Source organism: Asaia bogorensis (genome assembly GCF_900465345.1).
Taxonomy (GTDB): Bacteria; Pseudomonadota; Alphaproteobacteria; order Acetobacterales; family Acetobacteraceae; genus Asaia; species Asaia bogorensis_A.
Map to the genome: position 1 here is coordinate 20,212 of NZ_UEGO01000003.1, position 23,046 is coordinate 43,257.

A 23,046-nucleotide genomic window follows, 5' to 3' on the forward strand; every position below is an offset into this window, starting at 1 on the left:
AATGCTCTTTGAATTCTTCCAGAAGCAACGCTTTTTTGTTTTCGGTCTGATTTTTGCCCTCCTGATAACCGGACTGGCCTGTGTCGAAGGGCTTCCTGTCGAGCCTGTTCCCGACATTTCACCCCGCCAGGTCATGGTGACGGTTACTGCTCCCGGGCTTGCGACCGAGGAAGTCGAAAAGTTGATTACCTTTCCGGTCGAGACCAGTCTGACTGCTCTTCCGGGTCTCATTGATTTGCGCTCGGTATCAAGGACGGGTGTATCTGCGGTCTATCTACAATTCGACGATGCGACAGACATCGACTTGGACCGCGCACGTGTCGCCGAACGTCTGCCGGCCGCTCGTGAGAGTGTCGCCGTTCCGGGTGTCAGCGTTCAGATGGGGCCGCGGACGACCGGCATGGGCGAGATCATGCAGTTCCAGATCCGCGGACCTGGCTATTCGCTCATGGACCTCAACCGCATCATGCACTGGACGGTCGCGCCTGAACTGAGACTTCTAGCGGGCGTGGCCGAGGTCAATATCAATGGTGGCGCGGAACAGACCTTTCAGGTCACGCTCGACCCGCTTCGGCTGCGTACCTACGGAGTCACGGTGACAGACGTCTATCAGGCAGTTGACCGTAATAACGCCTCGGCTGGTGGTGGCTGGATTGCCCACCAGGCCGAGCAGCAGGTGATTGTTGGCCGTGCCCTGGTCGGCGACCTGAATGATTTCGGTCTGATCCCGGTCAGAATCGGCCGGAACGGGCATGTCATCCGGGTCCAGGACGTGGGGAGTATCGCACTGGGTCCGCGGACGCGCCTCGGCGCGGCGACCCGGGACGGAAACGGAGAGATCGTCCAGGGCGCGGTAATGATGCAGGACGGAGCAAGCTCGAATGCCGTTCTTGCAAATATCCGCAAAGCACTTCCTGGTATCCAGAAGTTGTTGCCAGCCGGCGTGACGCTTGACCCCTACTATATGCGCTCGACGCTAACGGGAGAAACCATTTCCACCGTCAAGGAAAATCTCCTGATCGGCGCGGCTCTGGTGCTTGTCGTTCTTATCGTGGTTCTGGGTGACTGGCGCGCGTCGCTGGTCATTGCCTCCGCCATCCCCGCCGCGCTGTTGTCAGCCTTCATCGGCATGAGGGTTTTCGGGGTCTCGGCCAACCTGCTGAGCCTCGGCGCAATTGATTTCGGTATGATTGTCGACAGCTCTCTCGTTGTCGTCGAGCACTTCATGACGTTGAGGGAGGCTGAAGGCACAAAGCGTTCCATGCGGGACACAGCTATTGAAGCGGCGAAGTCTGTCGTCAGGCCGGTGACATTTTCGATTTTCGTGATCACTATGGTCTACCTGCCGATCCTCACTCTGGAAGATATCGAGGGCAAGATGTTCCGCCCCATGGCGCAGACCGTCGCCATGGCGTTGCTGGCATCACTGATTTACTGCTTCATTTGCATCCCCGTCCTTGCAGCAGTACTCCTGCGTGATCCGAAGTCTCACCAGGAGACGAGGTTCGTGCAGTTTGTGCGACGCTATTACGAGCCGATGCTGGCCTGGAGCGAAAAGCATAGCAGGACAGTGATCATCGTCACGATCTCTGTGTTCCTCGTTTCGGTTGGCCTGGCCACGCGGTTGGGTGGGGAGTTTATACCGACGCTGGAAGAAGGCTCCCTGACGACAACGGTCACGCGCTGGCCGAGCGCCTCACTGCCTACCGTCATTGATGAAATCGGGAAACAGGAACGAATCATCCGTTCGTTCCCTGAAGTTCAGACGGTGGTAACAAATATTGGCACACCGGCTGTTCCGACAGATCCTATGGGCCCCAACGAGTCAGACAGTTTCATCATTCTGAAGCCCCTCTCGCAGTGGAAGACCGGGCGGACCCAGGATCAGTTGGTTCAGGCGATGGCCGACACCCTCAAGGCGAAGCTCCCCAGTGCCAATTACGAATGGTCACAGCCGATCCAGATGCGAATGGATGAATTGCTCTCAGGTGTTCGCACTCAAATAGCTATCTCCGTTTATGGCGATGACTTGGAGGAACTGGCGAAACTGGCCGATGAAGTGACCTCAGCCGTGGCGGCGGTTCCGGGGGCTGCGGATGTTGCCCCACAGGGCGACGGAACAGTGCCCTTCATGCATATCGACATCAATCGGGATGCCGCAGCCAGACGTGGGGTGGCCGTGTCCGACGCTCTTGCCCAGATCACGGCTATCGGTGGATTGATCGGAAAACCTGTTGTTGTGGGCAACGCGATCATACCAACTCAGATCCGCCTTGATCCGACTTCGACCCTGTCAGTTTCGATGATCGGAAATCTGCCCGTGCGCAGGTTGGACGGACAAGGGTGGGTCTTGCTGTCGGATATTGCGAAACTACAGGTGATAGACGGCCCTTCCCGGATTGATCGGGACCGTATTCATAGGCGCGTCATTGTTCAGGCCAATGTCCGGGGGCGGGACGTCAGTTCCTTTGTCGCAGCGGCGCAAAAAGCGGTTGCGGAGAAGGTCAGACTCCCGTCAGGCTATCGTCTTGAATGGGCCGGACAGTTCGAGAACCTGAAATCGGCAATGCAACGTCTGGGTCTGGTTCTACCCATCGCTCTCTTGTTGATATTTGCGCTCCTGATTGCAGCATTAGGATCATTCAGGGCGGCCTCCCTGGTATTCATCAATCTCCCTATAGCAGCGACGGGAGGAATTTTCGCACTGACCTTGCGTGGGTTGCCGTTTAGTATTGCTGCCAGCATCGGTTTCATTGCGCTGTTTGGTGTGGCCATTCTCAATGGCGTCGTTCTTGTAAGTCAGATCCGCGCGCTTCAGGAAGCCGGCATTGATGCGGCAACGGCGGCATTCGAGGCAGCACGCGCCCGATTCCGGCCTGTCATCGCGACCGCAAGCGTCGCTAGTCTGGGCTTCTTCCCGATGGCGTTTTCGGGAAGCATGGGCGCGGAGGTCGAGCGGCCGCTTGCGACTGTTGTGATTGGAGGTCTTGTGACATCGACCCTGCTCACTTTGCTTGTTCTACCAACCCTTTATGCTAGCCTGTTTCGGAAGCGCTGAATTCAGAGGACATACGAGCCTTTTGTGACTACTTCATTTCACCGTTGCCGCCAACCATGGCGTTTGCATCCCACACTAACCTTCCTGTGCGGTGGATGTCGGTCGGTTAGGATGCGGCCGATCATCAGGAATTTCAAAGTCTGTACACTCGTTCGATTCACGAAGAAGACCTAGAAGTGCATCAGGAACGGGCTCATTGATAATGCTACCAAACCGCGCACGAAAATGCTGTTTTATCCAGAATTTGACGATCTGGTCCTCAGACTCGATGTCCATCTCCGAATACCTTCCATGACCGATCAGTGAATTAAGTCACGGTCCTGCGGCCCCAACGTCATGAGGTGATCCACGATATTTCGTACATTCATCCAGAATTGCGCGCTGTCGCTCTGACCCGCGTCAACACATCGCAAGACATGCGTATGCGCTTTGTTCCGCGCTCCACTCCATCCGAAGGATCGGATCAAGGCGTCTGCCATGTCTGACGCAGAACACTTATCGGAAGTTTCGTCATCGTTTTCTATCGCCAAATCCGCTCTCCGTCTCGCACGACATGACGACGACGGAAGCGAATTGAGGGCGTGACTCCCCGTACCCGCCTGGCGTCGGGCGGGTCGAAAGGTGTTTTGCACTGGGCGTAGCCACCTCCTGCCTATTCCCCTGCTGAGAACAGCCAAAGCTGTTCACCGCAGGACCGTAGGTCCGGGTGTTCTATTCGGCAGGCCACCCGACATAGGAGGCCGCCCAGTTGCAAAAAAGCGTTTCGACACGCTGATTTCAGGATAGCACATGGGATATCCCCATGTCACCCTTACGTAAGCGCGCGTGCGCGCTGCACCTTCGCGATGCATATCCGTCAACTCGGCAAAAAGTTTGGAGATGAAGCGAGTATTGATTAATGAAGTCGTAGCATTCTCTGCTTTGACCAACACTGTATTCAGAAGTTCCTATACTCTGCCATTCTTCTAAAAAGAAATTCCATGTCTCTATATTTCCAATAATTCCTATTCTTTTTAACATATTTTCCATCCGATGCAGGCTGCGCTGCCGATCGTCCATTCCTCATTGTCATTGCCGTCACCGTAATTTTGAAGCTCAGCCCTATCTCCGAATCGCCTGCTACCGGTGTGTCCCAGGATCGGCTGGGCGGACCTTGTCCGCACAGCGCAAGTATTTTTTCGCTCTGGTTTGCCCGGCTGCGAACAACGCTTAAAAGCACTTGAACGCAGGAATCCGCCGTTCCTTCCTCCTCTAAAAGGGAGGGCTCCCGATGTCGGGCACCAAGATTCTTTGGGGGCAGATCATCGTCGTCTTGGCGATCGTCCTGCTGACCATGTGGACTGCGACCGAATGGATCGCTTGGAAGCTGGCCTTCCAGGCTGAACTCGGGCGACCCTGGTTCGTAATCCTGCGGTTCCCATTCTACTTTCCGCCCGCGTTCTTCTGGTGGTGGTATGCGTATGACGCCTATGCGCCGGAGGTCTTCGTACGGGGTGCCTATATCGCCGCGTCGGGCGGCATCCTGGCTGCGGTCACTGCGATCGGGCTATCGGTCTGGCGCGCGCGCGAGGCGAAGCGGATCGAGACATATGGCTCGGCCCGTTGGGCTGACGCCAAGGAGATCGCCCAGGCCGGCCTACTTGACCCCGACGGCGTGGTACTAGGCCGCTATCGTCAAGAGTACCTGCGGCATGACGGGCCAGAGCACGTCCTGACCTTCGCACCAACGCGCAGCGGCAAGGGTGTCGGCATGGTCATCCCCACGCTCCTGACCTGGCCCGGTTCGGCCATCGTCCACGACATCAAGGGTGAGAACTGGGAGCTGACGGCGGGATTCCGCGCCCGTTTCGGACGTGTCGTGTTGTTCGATCCCACCAACGCAGCCTCGTCCGCCTATAATCCTTTGCTGGAGATTCGGCGCGGGGAGTGGGAAGTCCGTGATGCCCAGAACGTCGCCGATATCCTCGTAGACCCGGAAGGCAGCCTGGAGAAGCGCAACCACTGGGAGAAGACTTCGCACTCCCTTCTCGTCGGCGCCATCCTGCATGTCCTCTATGCCGAGCCCGACAAGACTCTGGCCGGTGTCGCCAATTTCCTGTCGGACCCGAAGCGCCCGATCGCCACCACGCTGTCAGCGATGATGCGGACGAAGCATCTTGGCGATGCCGGCCCGCATCCCGTCGTGGCCTCGGCCGCGCGCGAACTGCTGAACAAGTCCCCCAACGAGCGCTCGGGCGTGTTGTCCACAGCCATGTCCTTCCTCGGCCTCTATCGCGACCCGGTGGTCGCGGAGGTGACGCGGCGCTGCGAATGGCGGATCGCCGACATCGTCGGCGCCGATCGCCCGGTGACGCTCTACCTTACCGTGCCACCGTCTGACATCAGCCGCACCAAGCCGCTGATCCGTCTGGTGCTGAACCAGATCGGCCGGAGGCTGACAGAAGATCTTGATGCTGCGGCGCGGCGGCGGCGTGTGCTGCTGATGCTCGACGAATTCCCGGCCCTCGGGCGTCTGGATTTCTTTGAATCGGCGCTGGCCTTCATGGCGGGCTACCGGATCAAGAGCTTCCTGATCGCCCAGTCCCTCAACCAGATCGAGCGGGCCTACGGGCCGAACAATTCGATCCTCGACAACTGCCATGTCCGCGTGAGCTTCGCCACCAACGACGAACGGACGGCCAAACGTGTCTCCGACGCGCTCGGAACCGCCACCGAGATGAAGGCGATGAAGAACTACGCGGGCCACCGTCTTTCGCCTTGGCTGGGCCATCTGATGGTTTCGCGCTCGGAGACGGCACGCCCGCTGCTGACGGCGGGAGAAGTCATGCAGCTCCCGCCAGCGGACGAGATCGTCATGGTCTCCGGGCTGTATCCGATCCGTGCGAAGAAGGCCCGTTACTTCGAGGATGCGCGCTTCCAGGAACGCATTCTGCCACCGCCAAAGCCTACGCCCCCGAAGGACGGGTGCCCGGACGACTGGAGCCGCCGCCCCCTCCCACCCAGGCCGCCGGCACCCGATGCGGCGGCCGAAACGCGGACAGTGGAGGACGAGGAAGAAGACCCGAAGCAGTCCGCCCGGCGCCATCAGCCCGAACTGGACGAAGGCACTGTCGAGAAAAAGGAGCCGATGGAGAACGAGTTCACGCCCGATCCGGTCGATGAATTCGACGACATCGCGCCCCGCAACAACCGGATGAATGATCTCATGCGCGGTGTCGCCCGGCAGGCGTCGCTCGACCGTGGCGATGAGCTTGAGTTGTGAGGCCGCAATGGCAATGCCGAAAAAGAAGGCCCAGATCTCCGTCTATCTCGATCCCGAGGTGATGAAGACTCTGTCCGCCTATGCCGCGCGACGCGCGCAGCCGATGTCGCTGATCGTCGAGGCCGCTGTCGCCTCCTTCCTTTCGCCCGATGGCGAGGAGCGCCGCGAGGCTGCCACATCGAAGCGTCTCGACCGGCAGGACCGGCGCCTCGCGCGGCTGGAGCGTGATATTGGCATCACGGTGGAGACCCTGGCGCTGTTCATCCGCTTTTGGCTGACCACGACCCCGCCACTTCCCGAACCGGCCGCCAAGGCAGCGCGGGCACAAGCCGGAGCGCGCTACGATAATTTCGTCGCGGCCCTCGGCCGCAGGCTGGCTCAGGGACCACGACTCCAGCAGGAAATTCCGGAGGACGTTTCGGACCCCGCCGCACAGGATGATCCGGAGTCGTAATTTTCGCACCCCGCAAGTATTTTTGCCCTCCGTCTCGCTGCGTTTCTACGACGCCTGAATTCTTGTTGAACCGCCCCGTTTCCTGCCTTTCCTAATGATCCCCGTCGCCGTGCGCCCATCGCGCTCGGCTTATACCGGGGAAGATCATGTCGGTTTCCGCCATCAACCAAGGGGCAAGGGTACGGAGCATTTCCATGCTGCGTACGGCGATGGGGCCTGCGATCGCCGGGCACCTTGCCGATGCGGCTGTGGTCGAGCTGATGCTCAACCCCGATGGGCGGCTGTGGGTCGACCGTCTGTCTGAGGGGCTGGCTGATACGGGTGATGTGATTGCACCAGCCGATGCCGAGCGCATCGTCCGCCTGGTCGCACACCATGTCGGGGCGGAGGTGCATGAGGCAGCCCCGCGCGTATCGGCGGAATTGCCGACTGGCGAACGGTTTGAGGGATTGCTGCCGCCCGTTGTGACCGCCCCAAGTTTCGCGATCCGCAAGCCCGCTGTCGCCGTGTTCACCCTCGACGACTATGTCGAGGCCGCGATCATGACAACGGACGAGGCGGCATTCCTGCGCCGCGCTGTCACGGAACGGAGGAACATTCTGGTCGCGGGCGGCACATCGACGGGCAAGACCACGCTGGTCAATGCCCTCCTGGCCGAGGTTGCGAAAACCGGCGATCGCATCGTGCTGATCGAGGACACGCGCGAACTGCAATGCACGGCGCCCAATCTCATCGCCCTGCGCACCCGTGAGGGCGTCATCACCCTGTCGGATCTCGTCCGGTCCGGTCTCCGCCTGCGTCCCGACCGTATCCCCATCGGTGAGGTACGTGGGGCCGAGGCCCTTGATCTGGTCAAGGCATGGGGTACTGGCCATCCGGGCGGTATCGGCACGCTGCACGCCGGATCGGTGCTGGCTGCCCTGTATCGTCTGGAACAACTGATCCAGGAAGCGGTGGTCACGGTGCCACGCGCCATGATCGCGGAAACCATTGACGTGATCGCTGTCCTGTCTGGACGCGGGACGGCCCGTCGCCTGTCCGAACTCGCCACCGTGGACGGGATTGATCCCGGCACTGGTGCCTATCGCATTCATTCAATCGATACCGATGGAGATTAGAAATGAACCTCACGCTGTTCCGTGTGCGTCGGCACGCGCCTGTCCTCTCCACCATGCTGCTGCTGTCCATCGCATGGTGCTCCTCGGCCCTGGCGTCGGGCTCCGACATGCCGTGGGAGGAGCCGCTCAACCAGATTCTGGAATCCGTGCAGGGACCGGTCGCCAAGATCATCTCGGTGATCATCATCACGGTCACGGGTCTGACCCTGGCGTTCGGGGAAACATCGGGTGGGTTCCGCCGCCTGATCCAGATCGTCTTCGGCCTGTCCATCGCTTTCGCCGCCAGCTCGTTCTTCCTGTCGTTCTTCTCGTTCTCCGGCGGAGCACTGATCTGATGGCGGGATATGACGATGACGCGTTGCCGGGGTTCCATGTCCCGGTGCATCGCTCGCTGACCGATCCCATCCTGCTGGGTGGTGCGCCCCGTGCCGTCGCCATCGCCAATGGCACGCTGGCCGCCGCGATCGCGCTGGGCCTGCGGCTCTGGCTGATCGGAGCCGCATTCTGGATCGTGGGCCACGGGCTCGCGGTCTGGGGGGCGAAGCGTGATCCGCTGTTCATCGAGGTCGGGCGGCGACATCTCCGTTACCCCGCCTGGCTGCGGGCGTAGGGAGGGCAGGGCGATGATGTCCCTTGGCGAATATCGCAATCGCGCCGCCCTCCTGTCGGATTTTCTCCCATGGGCCGCGCTCGTGGAGAAAGGCGTCGTCCTGAACAAGGACGGCAGCTTCCAGCGCACGGCGCGCATCCGTGGTCCCGATATGGATAGCGCCACGCCTGCCGAACTGGTCGGTGTCACCGCACGGCTCAACAGTAATCTCCGCCGTCTGGGCTCCGGATGGGCGGTGTTCGTCGAGGCGCAGCGCGTCCCGGCCACACTCTATCCCGAGAGCGATTTCCCGGATGCCGCCTCGCACATGGTCGATCTGGAACGGCGTGAGCAGTTCGAGGATGAGGGCGCGCATTTCGAGAGCCGGTATTTCCTGACCCTGGTCTGGCTGCCACCGGCGGAATCGTCCGACCGGGCTGCCCGGTTCCTGTTCGAGGGCAGGGAGCGCGAAGGGCCGGACCCACACGGCATACTCCATGCGTTCGTGGATCGCTCCGACCGGATGCTGGCGTTGCTGGACGGTTTCATGCCCGAGGCCACCTGGCTCAATGACGGTGAAACGCTGACCTATTTACATTCGACCATTTCGACGCGGAACCAGCGTGTCCGGGTGCCGGAAATCCCGATGCATCTTGACGCGCTGCTGGTCGATCAGCCGCTTTCGGGCGGGTTGGAGCCGAAACTCGGCGATGCCTTCCTGAAAACGCTGACGATCACCGGTTTCCCGTCGCGGACCTTTCCCGGAATCCTGGATGACCTGAACCGGCTGGCGATGCCCTATCGCTGGTCAACCCGTGCCATCCTGCTCGACAAGACCGACGCCACCAAGGTGCTGACGAAGATCCGCCGGCAGTGGTTTGCAAAGCGTAAGAGCATCGCAGCCATTGTCCGGGAGGTGATGACCAACGAGGCATCCGTTCTCGTGGACAACGACGCTGCCAATAAGGCTGCCGATGCTGACTTGGCCTTGCAGTCCCTCGGTGCCGACGATGTCGGACAGGCGTATCTTACCGCGACCATCACGGTCTGGGACGGTTCCGCCTCCATCGCGGCCGAAAAGCTTCGGCTGGTTGAGAAGATCATCCAGGGCCGCGATTTCACCTGCATGACGGAAAGCCTCAACGCGGTGGAGGCATGGCTGGGTTCGCTGCCCGGCCATGTCTACGCCAATGTTCGTCAGCCCCCGGTCTCGACGCTGAATCTGGCGCATATGATTCCGCTGTCGGCCGTCTGGGCAGGGCCGGAGCAGGACGGGCATTTCAAGGCAGCACCGCTGTTCTACGGCAGGACGGCGGGCGCCACACCATTCCGGTTCAGCCTTCATGTCGGCGATGTTGGCCACACGCTGATCGCAGGACCAACAGGGGCGGGCAAATCCGTGCTGCTGGCGCTGATGGCGCTCCAGTTTCGGCGTTATGCGGGATCGCAGATTTTCGCCTTCGATTTCGGCGGGTCCATGCGTGCGGCGACGATGGCGATGGACGGGGACTGGCACGATCTTGGAGGCGGGCTGACGGACGAGGGCGATGGGCATTCCGCCGTCTCCCTTCAGCCGCTGGCAAGGATTGACGATCCCGACGAGCGCAAATGGGCCACGGAATGGCTGGGGCAGATCCTTGTCGGTGAAGGGGTAACGCTGACCCCCGAGGTGAAGTCTCACCTCTGGTCGGCGCTGAACTCCCTGGCGTCGTCGCCCGTTCAGGAGCGGACCCTGTCAGGTATGGTAGCACTTCTCCAGTCCAACGCCCTGAAGCAGGCAATGGCGGCATATTGCCTGGGTGGTCCCTATGGCCGCCTGCTGGATGCGGACACCGAGCGGCTGGGTGACGCCGATGTCGTGGTGTTTGAAACGGAAGGGCTGATCGGGTCCGGGGCGGCATCGTCCGTGTTGTCCTACCTGTTTCATCGGATCGAAGGACGGCTGGATGGCCGTCCGACCCTGCTGGTCATTGATGAGGGCTGGCTGGTTCTGGATGACGGGGACTTTGCTGGCCAGCTTCGGGAGTGGCTGAAAACCCTGCGCAAGAAGAATGCGTCGGTGATTTTCGCCACCCAGTCCCTGTCGGACATCGCCAATTCCCGCATTGCCCCGGCTGTGGTGGAAAGTTGCCCGACGCGGATCTTCCTGCCCAATGAACGGGCCATTGAGCCGCAGATCGCGGCCATCTACCGCGATTTTGGGCTGAACGACCGACAGATCGCCATTATCGCCCGCGCGGCGTCGAAGCGGGAATATTACTGCCAGACCCAGCGGGGAAATCGCCTCTTCGAACTGGGGCTCGGGCCGGTGGCACTCGCCCTGTGCGCCGCCTCCGGCAAGGACGACCACCGGCTGATCGACGCGATGCTGGTGGAACATGGGCGGGCCGGCTTTCTCCCAGCCTGGTTCGAGGCGCGTGGCGTCATGTGGGCGGCCGATCTTCTTCGGGAAGGAGCGATGCCATGACGGAAGAACCTTTCCGTATTCGGGCAAAAGATTTCCGCCCCGGATGTGCCGTGGTCTTCGGCGCTGCTCTGGCTTTTGTCATGCCAGTCGTGTCAGCCCATGCCCAATGGGCGGTCTATGACGGCGCCAACCACGTCCAGAACGTGCTGATCGCGGCCCGCACGCTCCAGCAGATCGACAACCAGATCACGTCACTGGCCAATCAGGCGCAGATGCTGGTCAACCAAGGTCGCAATCTGGCGAGCCTACCACTTTCGACACTGTCGACGCTGCAATCGACGATTTCCCAAACCACAGCGTTGCTCGCGCAGGCGCAGAATATTGCCTACAGCGTCCAGTCCGTCGAGCAGCAGTACCAGCAGGCGTACACGTCCGTGTCCTCTGGCATGTCCGACGGTGCCCTGTTCAGCCAGGCACAGACACGCTGGCAGAATTCTGTGGGTGGGTTCGAGGACGCCCTGAAGCTTCAGGCGCGGGTGGTAGGAAACATCCCGAGCGACAGTTCGGCCATGACGCAACTGGTTTCGGCCAGCCAGACGTCAACCGGGGCGTTGCAGGCCGCGCAGGCCGGCAACCAGCTTATGGCCCTGCAATCCCGGCAACTGTTCGACATCCAGGCGGAACTGGCCGCCAATGGCCGGGCTGCGGACCTCGAACGGGCGCGACAGGCGGCGAACGAGGCAGGGGCGGAAGCCCAATATCAGCATTTTTCGCAGTATGACGCCTATGTTCCCCAGGCCGTCGCCATCCCAAGTTCTGGATATTGAGCAATGGCGAGCGACAATGTCGGCATCATCGACGGTTTCCTGAATACCTTCGAGACTACGATCGACAGCGGTTTCGGTCTGGTGAAGGGAAGTGTGGTGTCGCTGGCCGGCTCGCTCTCGGTGCTGGACATCGTGCTGGCCGGCCTGTTCTGGGCTTGGGCCGCCGATGAGGACATCATCCAGCGTCTGGTGAAGAGGACGCTGTATATCGGCTTCTTTGCCTTCGTCATTGACCATTTCAGCGGCCTGTCGGGGATCGTTTTCAACAGTTTCGCGGCCCTCGGGCTCAAAGCCGGGGGCGGCACGCTGGCGCTTGGGGATTTCATGCATCCCGGCCGACTGGCGGCGACCGGGCTCGATGCCGCGCAGCCGCTGCTGGATGCGGCGAGTAAACTGGCGTTTTCCTTCGGTGCGCTGGCCAGCATCGTGCAGATCCTCGTCCTGCTCCTGTGCTGGTTCATCGTGCTGGCGGCCTTCTTCATCCTCGCGGTGCAGCTCTTCGTGGCGATCGTCGAGTTCAAGCTGACCTCACTCGCGGGCTTCGTGCTGATCCCGTTTGCCCTGTTCAACCGCACGGCGTTCCTCGCCGAGAAGGTACTGGGCAATGTCGTGTCGTCCGGCGTGAAGATCATGGTGCTGGCGGTTATTTCCGCCATAGCTTCCGTGCTCTTCAGGCAGTTCACGACGTCCTACGGTGATAGTGCGCCCACCATCGGCCAGGCGCTGTCCGTCGTGCTGGCGTCACTCTGCATCGTGGGTCTCGCCATTTTCGGCGGCTCGCTCGCCAATGGGCTGATTTCCGGTGCCCCGCAGCTTGGTGCCGGGGCAGCAGCGGGAACCGCGATGGCGGTGGGCGCGATGGGGGCTGCGGCTGTTGCCGCGCCCGCCGCCGTGGCGTCTGGCGGAGCGGCGGCCCTCGGTGCGACGGCAGCGGCAGCGCGCGGAGGGGCTGCCGTCGCAGGTGCCGCCACGACAGCCTACTCCATGGGGGCGGCCGGACAGACTGGTGCGGCGGGCATGGCATCGGCGGCTGGCAATGTCGGTCGCGCCGCTGGGGGTGCTGCGATGAACGCCGTGAAGAGCAAGGTCGGCGCGGCAACATCCTCGTTGAAGGAAAGCTACTCTGCTGGCGGACGCTGGGCCGCCGGTGCGATGGGCGGCGCCGGAGAAGGCGATAGGCCATCGGGTGACGGTGGGTCTTCAGGCCCGTCCGGCGGCGGAGGTGATCCCGGTACCGGGCCTGCCGGTAGCGGTAACCCTGGTGGCGGCCCCTCGGGAGGCGACCCCGATAGCGGCGACGGCTCCGACGGCAAGCCGCCCCGCTGGGCGCGGAACATGAAGCGCCGCAACGCCGCCACCCATGCCGCCGAGGCCGCCCATATCATCCGCTCCGCCGATGGCGGGGGCGGGTCCACGTCCATCGATCTCTCGGAGAAAGAATGATGTTCCGTCGCTCCACAACACGCTACGGGACCACGCCCGAGCCCGTCACCCCATACCAGAAGGCAGCGCAGATCTGGGATGAGCGCATCGGCTCGGCCCGCGTGCAAGCCCGCAACTGGCGTCTCATGGCCTTTGGCTCCCTGTTCCTGTCCGCCGGTCTCGGGGGCGGGCTGGTCTGGCAGTCCGCGCGCGGCACCATCACGCCGTGGGTCGTGCAGGTGGACCGGCTGGGGCAGGCGCAGGTCGTTGCCCCGGCCACGTCCGGCTACATGCCCGCCGATCCGCAGATCGCCTGGTATCTGGCGCAGTTCGTCCATGACGTGCGGTCCCTGTCTTCGGATGCCGTGGTTGTCCGGCAGAACTGGCTGCGCGCCTATGATTTCACCACCACGTCCGGCGCTGTGGCCCTCAATGATTATGCCCGCCTGAATGATCCGTTTTCGCGGATCGGGCACGAGCAGGTCGAGGTGGACATCGCCTCGGTGATCCGGGCCTCTCCCGGAAGTTTCCGGGTGGCCTGGACGGAGCGCCATTACCGTGACGGCGCGTTCACCGGCACCGAACGCTGGACCGCCATCGTCTCGGTTGTTCTGCGCACCCCGCGCGACGCGGATCATCTGCGGAAAAACCCGCTCGGAATCTACGTCTCCGCCATTAACTGGTCGAAGGAGCTTGGCCAATGATCCGTCGTGCTCTTCGTGCTTTGCCGTTGCTGACCCTGCCCCTGGCGGGTTGCGCGCAACAGTACCATCCACCCGTCATACGATATGACGACGCGGCCCAGGCCATGCTCCTGCCTGATCCGCCGAAGCCTGTGCGGGTGGTGGAAGTCCCGCGGCTGCTTCCCCTGCCGGGTCAACTCAAGCCGCTTCCACCCTTGCGGCGTGCCCATGTCGTGCCCGAGGCGGCTGACCCTACCGTGCGCGTGACCCAGGCCAATCTTGCCGCCCGCATCCAGCCGACGCGGGCCGGTTATGTGAATGCGGTGCAGGTCTATCCCTACAGCGCGGGCGCGCTCTATCAGGTCTATGCCGCGCCCGGCGAGATCACCGACATCATGCTCCAGCAGGGCGAGAAGCTGGTCGGTACTGGCCCGGTCGCGGTGGGGGACACCGTGCGCTGGATTGTCGGCGATACCACCAGTGGCGCGGGTACGACCAGAAGGGTGCATATCCTGGTCAAGCCGACGCGACCGGACCTGACCACCAATCTGATCGTCAATACCGACCGGCGGACCTACCTTGCCGAACTGCGGGCGACACCCGCGACCTATATGGCGTCCGTCTCCTGGGACTATCCCGAGGATGAGCTGATTGCCCTGCATCGGCAGGACAGTAACGCCGACGAAGCGGCGCCCGTGGATGCGGGGCTGAATCTCGACGCGCTGAATTTCCGATACGCGATCGAGAGTGTGAAAGGCGGAACACCGCCCTGGCTGCCCAGCCGGGCGTTCGACGATGGCCACAAAGTCTATCTCGCGTTTCCGTCCGGTATCGGGCAGGGCGAACTGCCGCCGCTGTTCGTGCTGGGGGCCGATGGCGGCCCGGAACTGGTGAACTACCGGGTGAGGCAGAACTGGATGATCGTCGATCGCCTGTTTGCGGCGGCCGAATTGCGGCTTGGGGATAAACATTCCGAGCAGCGAGTACGGATCGTCCGCACGGATGGCAGGAAGTCATGAGCGGCGCGGAAGAGCGCCCGGAAGGGAATACGGGAGCCACCACAAGCGGAAGCGGAACAGGACCATCATCCCCGCCGCCCTCTCCCGATTTGCGGCTGCGCGTGCAGCGTCCGCCGGTGGTCCGGCTCTCGCGCCCCGTCATCTGGACGCTGGGTGGTGCGGGGATGCTCGCGATCGGTCTTGCGCTGGGCTACGCGCTGCAAAATGGTACACAGAAGGGGTCGGTCCAGGGGGCACAGGACACCGACACCCGTCCTTCGGCCGACGGGCTGGCCGCTCTCCCCAGTGATTATACCGCCACTCCAAAACTCGGGCCGCCTTTGCCCGGCGATCTCGGCAAGCCGATCCTCGACGCACAGCGGAACGGTCGCGCGGGACCGGTCTCGGGCATGGGAGACCGCCGTGGCGATCAGGAAATCGAGGCGGCCCGCACCAGCAGGCTCTTCGCCCAGATCGAGGCGCGGGACGGCCAGACTGCGCAGACGATTCCGGTCATGGCCACCGCTCCCGGAGCACAGGCATCACCGACCGGCCCCGACCAGCAGACCGGCAATCGCGCCTTCCTGGCGGGTCAGCCGGACCGCATGACCGTCAGCCCGGATCGGATCGTATCTCCCGCCTCGCCTTATATCCTCCAGGCTGGGACCGTCATTGCCGGCGCACTCAATACGAAGATCAGTTCCGATCTGCCCGGACAGATCGTAGGGCATGTCACCCAGAACGTCTATGACAGCCCGACCGGACGGTCCTTGCTTATCCCGCAGGGAAGCACCCTGTTCGGGGCCTATAACAGCGGCATTTCCTTCGGGCAGCAGCGCACCCAGATCATCTGGACCCGGCTGATCTATCCGAACGGCGAAAGCCTCGTCCTGGAAAAGCTGCCCGGCGGCGACGCCATCGGCCAGTCCGGCCTGTCCGACGAGGTGAACAATCATTGGGGCCAGCTCTTCAGGGCGGCGCTCGTCACGACCCTCCTCAGCGTGGGCTCCGAAGCGGGCACGTCATGGAACGAGAACAACCTGATGCAGGCCATCCGCTCCGGCGCGAGCAACGGGTTTTCCATGGTCGGCAACCGGCTGATTGATCGCAGCCTGAATATTCAGCCGACGCTGACAGACCGGCCGGGCCTGCCGTTCATGCTTATCCTGAATCGCGACCTGATCTTGAACCCCTGGCACCCAAAGGAACCGGCTCCATGACGAAGCTGCGCATCACCGAAATTCCCGACGAAAAGCCGGTCCGCGTCACCGTGGACCTGCCTGCGGACCTTCATCGCGATCTCGTCACTTATGCTGCCCTGGTCAGCCAGAACGGCCAGCCCGTCGAGCCTGCCCGTCTCGTGCCGCACATGATCCGTGGCTTTATCACATCCGACCGCGCGTTCCGAAAGCTCCGGCAGGGGCCACGGCGGGCAGCCGTTAAAACGCAGCCGCCTGCTGCTCCAGAAAACGAATGACTGTTCTCGCGGCCGGTGGGCAGCGCTCACGGTGCCAGGCCGCGCCATACGCGAAGTGGGAAAACCCGTCCCCGTCGATGACTTCCACTACAGCGATCCGCTCCCGGATGGCAGCGGGCAGAAAGCCCAGCCAGGCATCCGGCAATAGGGCAATGCCACTTCCATTTGCTGCCAATGCGACGACCCGCAGGCTTCTGACCGCCTCCTGACGTGTCACAGGAACAAATCCCGCCTGCCGCATCTTGCGCATCAGGAGCGCGAGCAGTTCGTCGCCGGTATCATCCTTCCCGATCAGAAAGATTCCGTCGTGCAACTCGGCCCATGACGCGGTTCCGACCTGTGCGATCGGATGTTCGACCGGCATGATCGCAACGACACGATCGCTCCAGAGCGGGATCGTGGCCGCCATGCTGCCGGGCAAGGGCAGCGTCATTATCGCGAGGTCGATCTCTTCCTGTTCCAGGGCCTGGAGCAGTTCTTTTTTCGCATTATCCCGATAAATGAAGGAGATACCGGGTTGCGCACGGCTGTACGACTCCAGTATCGCCGAGATCCGGCCGGGTGGGATGCTGCCCTGGACGCCCACGGAGATGACGCCGGTCTCGCCCCGGCTCCAACGCCGCGTGCGCTCGTACAGTCCGACAGTTCCATCGAGCAGCTTCTCAGCCTCTCGCAGAAAGGCAACTCCCGCCGGGGTCAGTCTGGCACCGCTCGACGTGCGTCGAAAGAGGGAGACGCCAAGTCGCTCTTCCAGTAATCGCAAAGACCGGCTTACGGCAGATTGTTTGCCTCCCAACGCCCGTGCGGCTCCGTGGATACTTCCCTCCCTCGCGATGACACGCACGAACAGCAATTCCCGCAGATCGAGAGGTGGTCGCCGAACCGACATTTTCTGTCTATCCCGATTTTTTGAAGACCTTCGGCATGACGTGCCAAAATCCAGTCATCGTGCTTTCAAGTCTGCAATCATATTTCGTTCACAATATATTATGGAATTACTGTCTGGCTTCGCCATGAAGCCATCGCAGTATCCGCACTACGGTGCGAAATGCTCTTGTGGCATAGTGCGCTAATGTACCACCTCGCCGGAGAGAAATGGAAGCATGATGAACCTATTGGACGAATTCATCCCGCGCTTCGATTTCAGCGAGCGACACAGTGTCGATATCTCCGCCCCGGCCAGTCGCATCATGAACGCGGTGGCTGCATGGCGGAATCAGGACGATCCGCTGGTTCGTGCCGCCATCTGCCTGCGCGAAATGCCCGCCCGGCTGTTAGGCCATGCGCGGCAACGGCATCTGGACCTCACCGACTTCACGGTGCTGGAACGGCGGGGCGATGCCGCCCTGGTCTATGGCCTCATCGGCGCGTTCTGGCGGACGGATTACGGATTGTGCGACATTCCTACGACCGGCGCTTTTCTCATCCCTCGCCAAGATGACGTCTGCAAGCTCGCTCTGGGCTTCTCCATCCAGCGGGGACCACACGGCACCCAGCGGCTGGTGACGGAAACCCGCGTGTTTTGCGTCACGGACCGGGCCAGGCGTCGCTTCGCCCCCTATTGGTATCTGATCCGCCCGGTCAGCGGCCTGATCCGCCGTCGCATGCTCACGGCTATCCGGGAACAGTCGGAGTCTCCGCCCTCTCACCACCCGCGCCCAGCATTGCCATGAAGCTTTATGATTGTCCGACCGCTCCTAATGTCGCGCGTGTATGCGCCTGCGTTCTGTGCCTTTAATCCAGCCTGCACCGTTCCCGTTCTGGAACTGAACGACCTCGCCGCGATCTGCGAGGCGGCCGTTATCTGGAGGAACTTCATCTTGATCCCAGTCTGACAGACGCGAAGAGAATACGGTGCGGCATCATCGGTATGTGGAACTAGTGTACGGAGATTAAAGAGCAAAATAACTCGGAGATTCATAGAGTACTAGAAATGCTGTCAGCTATAATTCCTAGAAGTCTTGCTGTATCTGCATTTTCTTTTGACAACCTTTTAGATAGCTCTCGGATCAAATCTGCATCCAATTCTTTAGGTTTTATCTCCTGCGCGGAATTTGTTTCCCCAATAACATTTCCCTCTAGTGCCATTGCAAGTAATTTTTCTACACGCTTGGCAGCCTCGAGCGAAGTATCGCGTTGGACATGGGCGTAAATGGCGGTCGATTTGAGGTTGGCGTGTCCTAAAAGAGCACCGGTCAGGGCCAATGCTTCGCCGCTTGACGTCGCAGTAGAGCCAAGAGTGTGCCGAAGGGTGTGAGGCGTTACGCCCGGTAGATCGGCAAGTTTGATAACTTCCGACCAGATATTGCGCGTGCCTTGGTAATGTCCTTCCTCGCCTCTCTCCGCCGGAAAAAGATAGCCTTTCTTGCGGTCCTTCAGGAGATTCTCGAGCATTGCTCTCGCCGTGGGGCCGATGGGGCGAATCGATCTCCCAGTCTTGCTATCCTCGAACTCGAAGAGGTTATCCTCTAGATTGACTTCCTCAACCTTGAGCGCCGCAATTTCGTTTCGACGACATCCGGTAAGCGCCCAAAGCCGGGCGATTGCGACCCCTTTAGGATTTGCCCCTCGTGTCTCGACCTTGTTGAACGCGTCGCCTAGTCGGGCTACTTCCTCCAACGTCAAAAAGCGCATGCGACGATTATCCGTCTTTCTGACGGAAGCCCCTTCGACGGGATTTTGGGCGATAAAGCCGTGCCGCCTGCCGAAACTGAATACGGCCGAAAGATCACGAACGACCTTCCGTGCTGCGCCCTCACCGCCCCGAACGATAAGACGTTTGCGCGGCCCAATCTTTATGTCTTTCGCGGTCTTGCCAGTTGTTACGTCGGCCACAAATCGCTCGACATCGCCCGAAGTGATCTCGCTCGCACGACGTCCCCCTAGAAGTGGTTCAACATGGTGACGAAGCCGTGACATGGTGTATTGCTTGGTGAGAGGTTTCATGGGCTTGCCCTTATGAATACCCCTTTGCACGATGCATCCATGCTCCTCGTAGAAGTCGAGTAAGTCCCGAATCGTTTTTTCGCGCCGCTTCTCCTGCACGTCACCCGCTGGGTCTTCGCCGTGTGCGACCGCGCCCAGCAGGCCCCTAGCCTTCCTTCTCGCCTGTTCGACGGTAAGTGCTCCGAATCGTCCAAGCGCCAGGAATCGCCTTGGTGCCGATCGGCCACCGCCCTCAATGCGATAGCGTATGATGAAAGTTTTCGTGCCGCTTTTCTCGATGCGTAGTCCAAAGCCAGCGAGATCGAGATCCCACAAGTCATATCGACTATCTCGGACCTCGGCCTTGTCGACGACGGGCTTGGTCAAACGTACGCTGGACGATCGTTTCATCGCACGCCTCGTATTGAGTTCTCGGGTGGACACCACCATAAAATGGTGTCCACATGGTGTCCACCGTAGAGAGAAACTCTGGCAAATTGGAGCGAACGCCTTACAAAGCGCCGCCAAATAATACTCTGTTATAAAACGATATTATCGTATGGAAGCGAAAGGTAGAGTGTGGGATGGTAGAGTATATGCAACCTTGCCAAGGTTGGGGTCGTGGGTTCGAATCCCATCGCCCGCTCCAGATAATCTTCTGATTTATCTGGAGCGGCGCTTCCGAAATATCAAAGCAAATCATGAGAACTCTACAAAGATCGGGAATTACTTCCCTGAATTCTTTGTGATCTTCTGCGCTCAAACGCTTTGCATACCAATGAACCTGACTCTTTGATCAGTAAAATCTCGCTTTGGACAGGTTGCGTCACCCTCGGAAGGTTTTTAACCGTCTCAGGGTAACAAAAAAATAACGCGGCGAGATTTTGAGACATTTTCCCACTATAAAGCGCTTTTTGCGATCAGTTCCGGCTATTGCGGGCCTGATGTCCGCCCTGTCATTTCCCTGCGGCATGGGCAGCAAGGTCTGGGCATCTGATGCCGAGCCTCAGCCAAAGCGCGAGCAATGGTACACTGGCTCTCTCATTTCGCCGTCTGGCCCGCAGTTCAAGGCAGGTGTGCTCGGGATCGAACCCTATCTGACCTATAATCAGCCCGTGGATTATCTCGGGTCCAATGGGCGCTCCATGTCGTCCGGACCGGGCCAGAGAACCATCAGCAATTCAACGATGGTCAAATACGGGCTGACCGATAATGTCAGTATCCAGATATTCCCTGCCATCTCCTATGGCTGGAAGCGCGGAGATGGCACGACCAGCAGTCTGAAATTCGGCGATATGCCGGTCGACTTTCTCTGGCGCTTTCTGGACCCCAACCCCAAACGGTATATTCCGTCACTGAGCCTGTTTGTCGGCATGCTCATGCCGACGGGTGATTATTCCAATCTGGGCCGAAGTCAGGACGGCGTGGGCAATGGCGCCTATGTTTTCCGCACGGCACTGGTAGAGCAATCAACCTATGATTTGCCGCATGATCACACGTTGCGGCTGCGTATGTGGGCGACATTTCGGCGCGCTGTCACCTCGGCCCGCCTTGATAACGTGACGAGCTATGGCACCACCAAGGGTTTCGTGGGGCGTGGGCGCCCTGGCATGAGTGGCCAGACTGGCTTCTCACTCGAATATGGCTTCAACCAGCGCTGGGTGCTTGCTGTCGATATGGTGCGCGACTGGGCCAATGGCGCGCGCATCTGGGGCTCTGACGCGAGGGGGCGGCGTATCGATCGAATCAATGGGTCATCAGGCGACTGGATGGTGGCACCGGCACTCGAATTCAGCTGGTCGCCCCGTTTCGGCGTCATTGCAGGCGCTTCGGTTTTCTATGCCGGCCATAATACCAACATGAATGTTGCACCGCAGATCGCAGTTAACATGATGTTCTGATTGCGAAATGGAAGGCAGGCGCCTTCCGGCAGGAGTGCAGCCGCCCGAACAGGGGCTTGCCTTGGATGCGAGACCACGCCACAGCTTGGCGCTTATCCCGCTTCAAGGAACTCTTTCATGGCGACAGACGGCCCGTCTCGCACTCTTCATCGCCAGCTCGGTCCATTCAGTCTGCTCATGATGGGGATCGGTAGCGTCGTGGGTGCGGGCATCTATGTTCTCCCCGGTGTCGCCGCCTCGCAATATGCCGGTCCGGCTGTCTCCCTTTCCTTTGTTCTTGCGGCCATCAGCTGCGGCTTCATCGGGCTCTGCTATGCCGAGCTTGCCTCGGCGCTTCCGCGTTCCATGGGCGGGGCTTACGGTTATGCACGATCGGTGCTGGGCGTGGGGCCTGCCTGGTGGGTCGCCTGGATGCTGGTGCTGGAATATGCGCTGGCCGGATCAGCTGTCTCGGTTGGGCTGACGGGCTATCTCGCCAAATTCCTGTCGGGCTGTGGCATCACGCTTCCTGCCTCTCTCAGCGCGTCGACCGTCATCTGGCAGGATGGCGGTTTCCATCTCGTGGCGCAGATCAATGCGGTGGCGTTCTTTCTGGTGCTTGTTCTTGGCCTGGTCCTGTCACGCGGCATCCGCCAGGCAAGCAGGGCCAATGTCGCCTTTGTATTGCTGAAGCTCGCTGTGCTGGTGGTTTTTGTCGGGGTGGGTTGTTCGCAGGTGAAGCCGGCTCTCTGGCACCCCTTCCTGCCCGCCTCAGAAGGCGGATTCCATTTTGGCATTGCCGGGCTGCTGCGTGCGGTTGCTGTCGTCTCTTTTGCCTATCTTGGCTTCGATTCGATTTCGATTGCGGCTTCTGAAGCGCGGCAACCGGGGCGGGATGTGCCGTTCGGGCTTATTGGCGCTTTGGCGATCAGCGCGGTGCTCTACGTCATGGTCTCACTGGTGATGACCGGGCTTGTGCCGTTTCGCGAGCTTGGCACGGCAAGCCCTGTTGCGCTGGCGGTACAGGCACTCGCCATGCCTGCTCTGGCGCTCGTGCTCCAATTCGGTTCCGTCATCGGTCTGGGCTCGGTGCTGTTTGTCAGTCTTTATGGTCAGTCCCGCCTTTGCCACATCCTTTCCCATGATCGCCTTATCAGCCCGCGCCTCAGTCTGGTCGATGCCAGGACGGGTGCGCCAGTGCTCGCCATTGCGCTGACCACAGGTCTGACCGCGCTTACGGCCGCGCTCCTCCCCATTACCTTGCTGGCCGATCTCGTCAGTATCGGCACGATGATCGGTTTTCTGGTGATCGCCTTCGCCGTCATGAAGCTACGTGGTGATGAAGGCCTGCCTCAGGCACGGTTCCGGGTGCCGCTGGGCGGTATGCGTTTCGGTGGGCTCTGGATCGGGATTGTGCCGGTTCTGGCCATACTGGCCTGCCTGATCAATCTGGCGACAGTGCTGACCGACCTGACCGCGCAAACCCTGCGCGGCGAGTGGATCCCTCTAGGGTTTCTCGCGTTGTATTGCGTCGCTGGCTGGTTGCTTGGGCGCAGGCAAACCAAGTCTGGTCATGCATCAAACTGATCGAGCGCAAAATGCAGAGAGGGGGAGATGGTGCCGACACTCGGAATTGAACCGAGGACCTACTGATTACGAAACACGTCAGGTATCATACCTTAAACGTGCCAAGAAATGCCACATCCTGCCAAATCAATGACTTAGGACGCTCCCTATGCGGGGCTCTAGTGCCGCGAGGTGCCAGAAGGTGCCCGTATTACCTTTTTGAATGACTCCGGATTGACTCCGGAAAACTCGGTCAGTGGGTGAAAGGCTGGTTACTCCGGGGGTAAAAGGGGTCAAAAATCCGGGAGGCTATGTTTTTGAGGTGTGGGAGGTGTGGGAGGTGTGGGAAATATATATGTGTTTAACACAAACACACATAT

At 60.7% G+C, this 23,046-nt stretch carries 18 protein-coding genes; 16 read left to right on the forward strand and 2 right to left on the reverse strand.

Going from position 1 to position 23,046, the window contains the following annotated elements; genetic code table 11:
- The first annotated feature begins 1 nt into the window (after nt 1).
- The 13 genes from ED655_RS01735 (at nt 2) to ED655_RS01800 (ending at nt 16,295) form a co-directional block, all read left to right on the forward strand.
- Nucleotides 2–3,058, forward strand: a complete 3,057-nt coding sequence (locus tag ED655_RS01735) for an efflux RND transporter permease subunit (RefSeq protein ID WP_122048740.1) — start codon at nt 2–4, stop codon at nt 3,056–3,058.
- 1,270 nt (nt 3,059–4,328) lie between these two features.
- A complete protein-coding gene (locus tag ED655_RS01745; protein WP_122048741.1) occupies nt 4,329–6,320 on the forward strand; it encodes a conjugal transfer protein TraG in 1,992 nt (663 codons plus the stop codon).
- Between the two features lie 7 nt (nt 6,321–6,327).
- Nucleotides 6,328–6,774, forward strand: a complete 447-nt coding sequence (locus ED655_RS01750) for a hypothetical protein (protein WP_026200111.1) — start codon at nt 6,328–6,330, stop codon at nt 6,772–6,774.
- A 194-nt stretch (nt 6,775–6,968) separates the two neighbouring features.
- Complete coding sequence (gene trbB / locus ED655_RS01755) at nt 6,969–7,892, forward strand: P-type conjugative transfer ATPase TrbB (protein WP_018308109.1); 924 nt, start codon at nt 6,969–6,971, stop codon at nt 7,890–7,892.
- A gap of 2 nt (nt 7,893–7,894) precedes the next feature.
- Entirely contained in the window at nt 7,895–8,227 is a 333-nt protein-coding gene (locus tag ED655_RS01760; protein WP_018308108.1) for a TrbC/VirB2 family type IV secretion system protein, read from the forward strand.
- Nucleotides 8,227–8,502 carry a VirB3 family type IV secretion system protein gene (locus tag ED655_RS01765; RefSeq protein ID WP_010667264.1) on the forward strand — a complete coding sequence of 92 codons (276 nt, stop codon included), beginning with the start codon at nt 8,227–8,229 and terminating at the stop codon, nt 8,500–8,502. Before ED655_RS01760 ends, ED655_RS01765 begins: the two co-directional genes overlap by 1 nt.
- Before the next feature lie 13 nt (nt 8,503–8,515).
- The gene (trbE, locus tag ED655_RS01770) at nt 8,516–10,948 is read left to right on the forward strand and encodes a conjugal transfer protein TrbE (RefSeq protein ID WP_010667263.1); all 2,433 of its coding nucleotides are present in this window, start codon (nt 8,516–8,518) and stop codon (nt 10,946–10,948) included.
- Nucleotides 10,945–11,715 (forward strand): P-type conjugative transfer protein TrbJ, encoded by a 771-nt coding sequence (gene trbJ / locus ED655_RS01775; RefSeq protein WP_010667262.1) that lies wholly within the window; start codon nt 10,945–10,947, stop codon nt 11,713–11,715. The genes trbE and trbJ overlap by 4 nt, the downstream gene beginning before the upstream one ends.
- 3 nt (nt 11,716–11,718) lie before the next feature.
- Nucleotides 11,719–13,158 (forward strand): P-type conjugative transfer protein TrbL, encoded by a 1,440-nt coding sequence (trbL, locus tag ED655_RS01780; RefSeq protein ID WP_018308107.1) that lies wholly within the window; start codon nt 11,719–11,721, stop codon nt 13,156–13,158.
- Nucleotides 13,158–13,841, forward strand: coding sequence for a conjugal transfer protein TrbF (gene trbF / locus ED655_RS01785; protein WP_018308106.1), 684 nt, complete (start codon nt 13,158–13,160; stop codon nt 13,839–13,841). The genes trbL and trbF overlap by 1 nt, the downstream gene beginning before the upstream one ends.
- Nucleotides 13,838–14,839 carry a P-type conjugative transfer protein TrbG gene (gene trbG, locus ED655_RS01790; protein ID WP_018308105.1) on the forward strand — a complete coding sequence of 334 codons (1,002 nt, stop codon included), beginning with the start codon at nt 13,838–13,840 and terminating at the stop codon, nt 14,837–14,839. Before trbF ends, trbG begins: the two co-directional genes overlap by 4 nt.
- The gene (locus ED655_RS01795; protein WP_010667184.1) at nt 14,836–16,038 is read left to right on the forward strand and encodes a TraB/TrbI/VirB10 family type IV secretion system protein; all 1,203 of its coding nucleotides are present in this window, start codon (nt 14,836–14,838) and stop codon (nt 16,036–16,038) included. Before trbG ends, ED655_RS01795 begins: the two co-directional genes overlap by 4 nt.
- Nucleotides 16,035–16,295, forward strand: coding sequence for a DUF2274 domain-containing protein (locus ED655_RS01800; protein ID WP_010667185.1), 261 nt, complete (start codon nt 16,035–16,037; stop codon nt 16,293–16,295). The genes ED655_RS01795 and ED655_RS01800 overlap by 4 nt, the downstream gene beginning before the upstream one ends.
- On the opposite strand, the gene ED655_RS01805 is transcribed toward ED655_RS01800, so the two are convergent.
- The gene (locus ED655_RS01805; RefSeq protein WP_010667186.1) at nt 16,258–17,184 is read right to left on the reverse strand and encodes a LysR family transcriptional regulator; all 927 of its coding nucleotides are present in this window, start codon (nt 17,182–17,184) and stop codon (nt 16,258–16,260) included. The genes ED655_RS01800 and ED655_RS01805 overlap by 38 nt on opposite strands.
- 214 nt (nt 17,185–17,398) lie before the next feature.
- Between ED655_RS01805 and ED655_RS01810 the strand changes: the two genes are divergently transcribed.
- Entirely contained in the window at nt 17,399–17,968 is a 570-nt protein-coding gene (locus ED655_RS01810) for a hypothetical protein (protein ID WP_010667187.1), read from the forward strand.
- Nucleotides 17,969–18,212: 244 nt separating this feature from the next.
- Here ED655_RS01810 and ED655_RS01820 read toward each other — a convergent pair whose 3' ends face one another.
- Nucleotides 18,213–19,670 carry a site-specific integrase gene (locus ED655_RS01820; RefSeq protein ID WP_018308104.1) on the reverse strand — a complete coding sequence of 486 codons (1,458 nt, stop codon included), beginning with the start codon at nt 19,668–19,670 and terminating at the stop codon, nt 18,213–18,215.
- A 494-nt stretch (nt 19,671–20,164) separates the two neighbouring features.
- On the opposite strand from ED655_RS01820, the gene ED655_RS01830 reads away from it, so the two are divergent.
- Together ED655_RS01830 and ED655_RS01835 are read left to right on the forward strand one after the other, a co-directional pair.
- Nucleotides 20,165–21,121: a hypothetical protein gene (locus ED655_RS01830; protein WP_240993446.1), complete on the forward strand. Its 957-nt coding sequence runs from the start codon at nt 20,165–20,167 to the stop codon at nt 21,119–21,121.
- 117 nt (nt 21,122–21,238) lie between these two features.
- Nucleotides 21,239–22,687, forward strand: coding sequence for an APC family permease (locus ED655_RS01835; RefSeq protein WP_122048743.1), 1,449 nt, complete (start codon nt 21,239–21,241; stop codon nt 22,685–22,687).
- Nucleotides 22,688–23,046 lie beyond the last annotated feature (359 nt).

Bases quoted from the DNA above. Each gene is read 5' to 3' on its own strand.
- ED655_RS01735 (WP_122048740.1), top strand. From the start codon at position 2: ATGCTCTTTGAATTCTTCCAGAAGCAACGCTTTTTTGTTTTCGGTCTG.
- ED655_RS01745 (WP_122048741.1), top strand. From the start codon at position 4,329: ATGTCGGGCACCAAGATTCTTTGGGGGCAGATCATCGTCGTCTTGGCG.
- ED655_RS01750 (WP_026200111.1), top strand. From the start codon at position 6,328: ATGGCAATGCCGAAAAAGAAGGCCCAGATCTCCGTCTATCTCGATCCC.
- trbB (WP_018308109.1), top strand. From the start codon at position 6,969: ATGCTGCGTACGGCGATGGGGCCTGCGATCGCCGGGCACCTTGCCGAT.
- ED655_RS01760 (WP_018308108.1), top strand. From the start codon at position 7,895: ATGAACCTCACGCTGTTCCGTGTGCGTCGGCACGCGCCTGTCCTCTCC.
- ED655_RS01765 (WP_010667264.1), top strand. From the start codon at position 8,227: ATGGCGGGATATGACGATGACGCGTTGCCGGGGTTCCATGTCCCGGTG.
- trbE (WP_010667263.1), top strand. From the start codon at position 8,516: ATGATGTCCCTTGGCGAATATCGCAATCGCGCCGCCCTCCTGTCGGAT.
- trbJ (WP_010667262.1), top strand. From the start codon at position 10,945: ATGACGGAAGAACCTTTCCGTATTCGGGCAAAAGATTTCCGCCCCGGA.
- trbL (WP_018308107.1), top strand. From the start codon at position 11,719: ATGGCGAGCGACAATGTCGGCATCATCGACGGTTTCCTGAATACCTTC.
- trbF (WP_018308106.1), top strand. From the start codon at position 13,158: ATGTTCCGTCGCTCCACAACACGCTACGGGACCACGCCCGAGCCCGTC.
- trbG (WP_018308105.1), top strand. From the start codon at position 13,838: ATGATCCGTCGTGCTCTTCGTGCTTTGCCGTTGCTGACCCTGCCCCTG.
- ED655_RS01795 (WP_010667184.1), top strand. From the start codon at position 14,836: ATGAGCGGCGCGGAAGAGCGCCCGGAAGGGAATACGGGAGCCACCACA.
- ED655_RS01800 (WP_010667185.1), top strand. From the start codon at position 16,035: ATGACGAAGCTGCGCATCACCGAAATTCCCGACGAAAAGCCGGTCCGC.
- ED655_RS01805 (WP_010667186.1), bottom strand. From the start codon at position 17,184: ATGTCGGTTCGGCGACCACCTCTCGATCTGCGGGAATTGCTGTTCGTG.
- ED655_RS01810 (WP_010667187.1), top strand. From the start codon at position 17,399: ATGATGAACCTATTGGACGAATTCATCCCGCGCTTCGATTTCAGCGAG.
- ED655_RS01820 (WP_018308104.1), bottom strand. From the start codon at position 19,670: ATGGTGGTGTCCACCCGAGAACTCAATACGAGGCGTGCGATGAAACGA.
- ED655_RS01830 (WP_240993446.1), top strand. From the start codon at position 20,165: ATGTCCGCCCTGTCATTTCCCTGCGGCATGGGCAGCAAGGTCTGGGCA.
- ED655_RS01835 (WP_122048743.1), top strand. From the start codon at position 21,239: ATGGCGACAGACGGCCCGTCTCGCACTCTTCATCGCCAGCTCGGTCCA.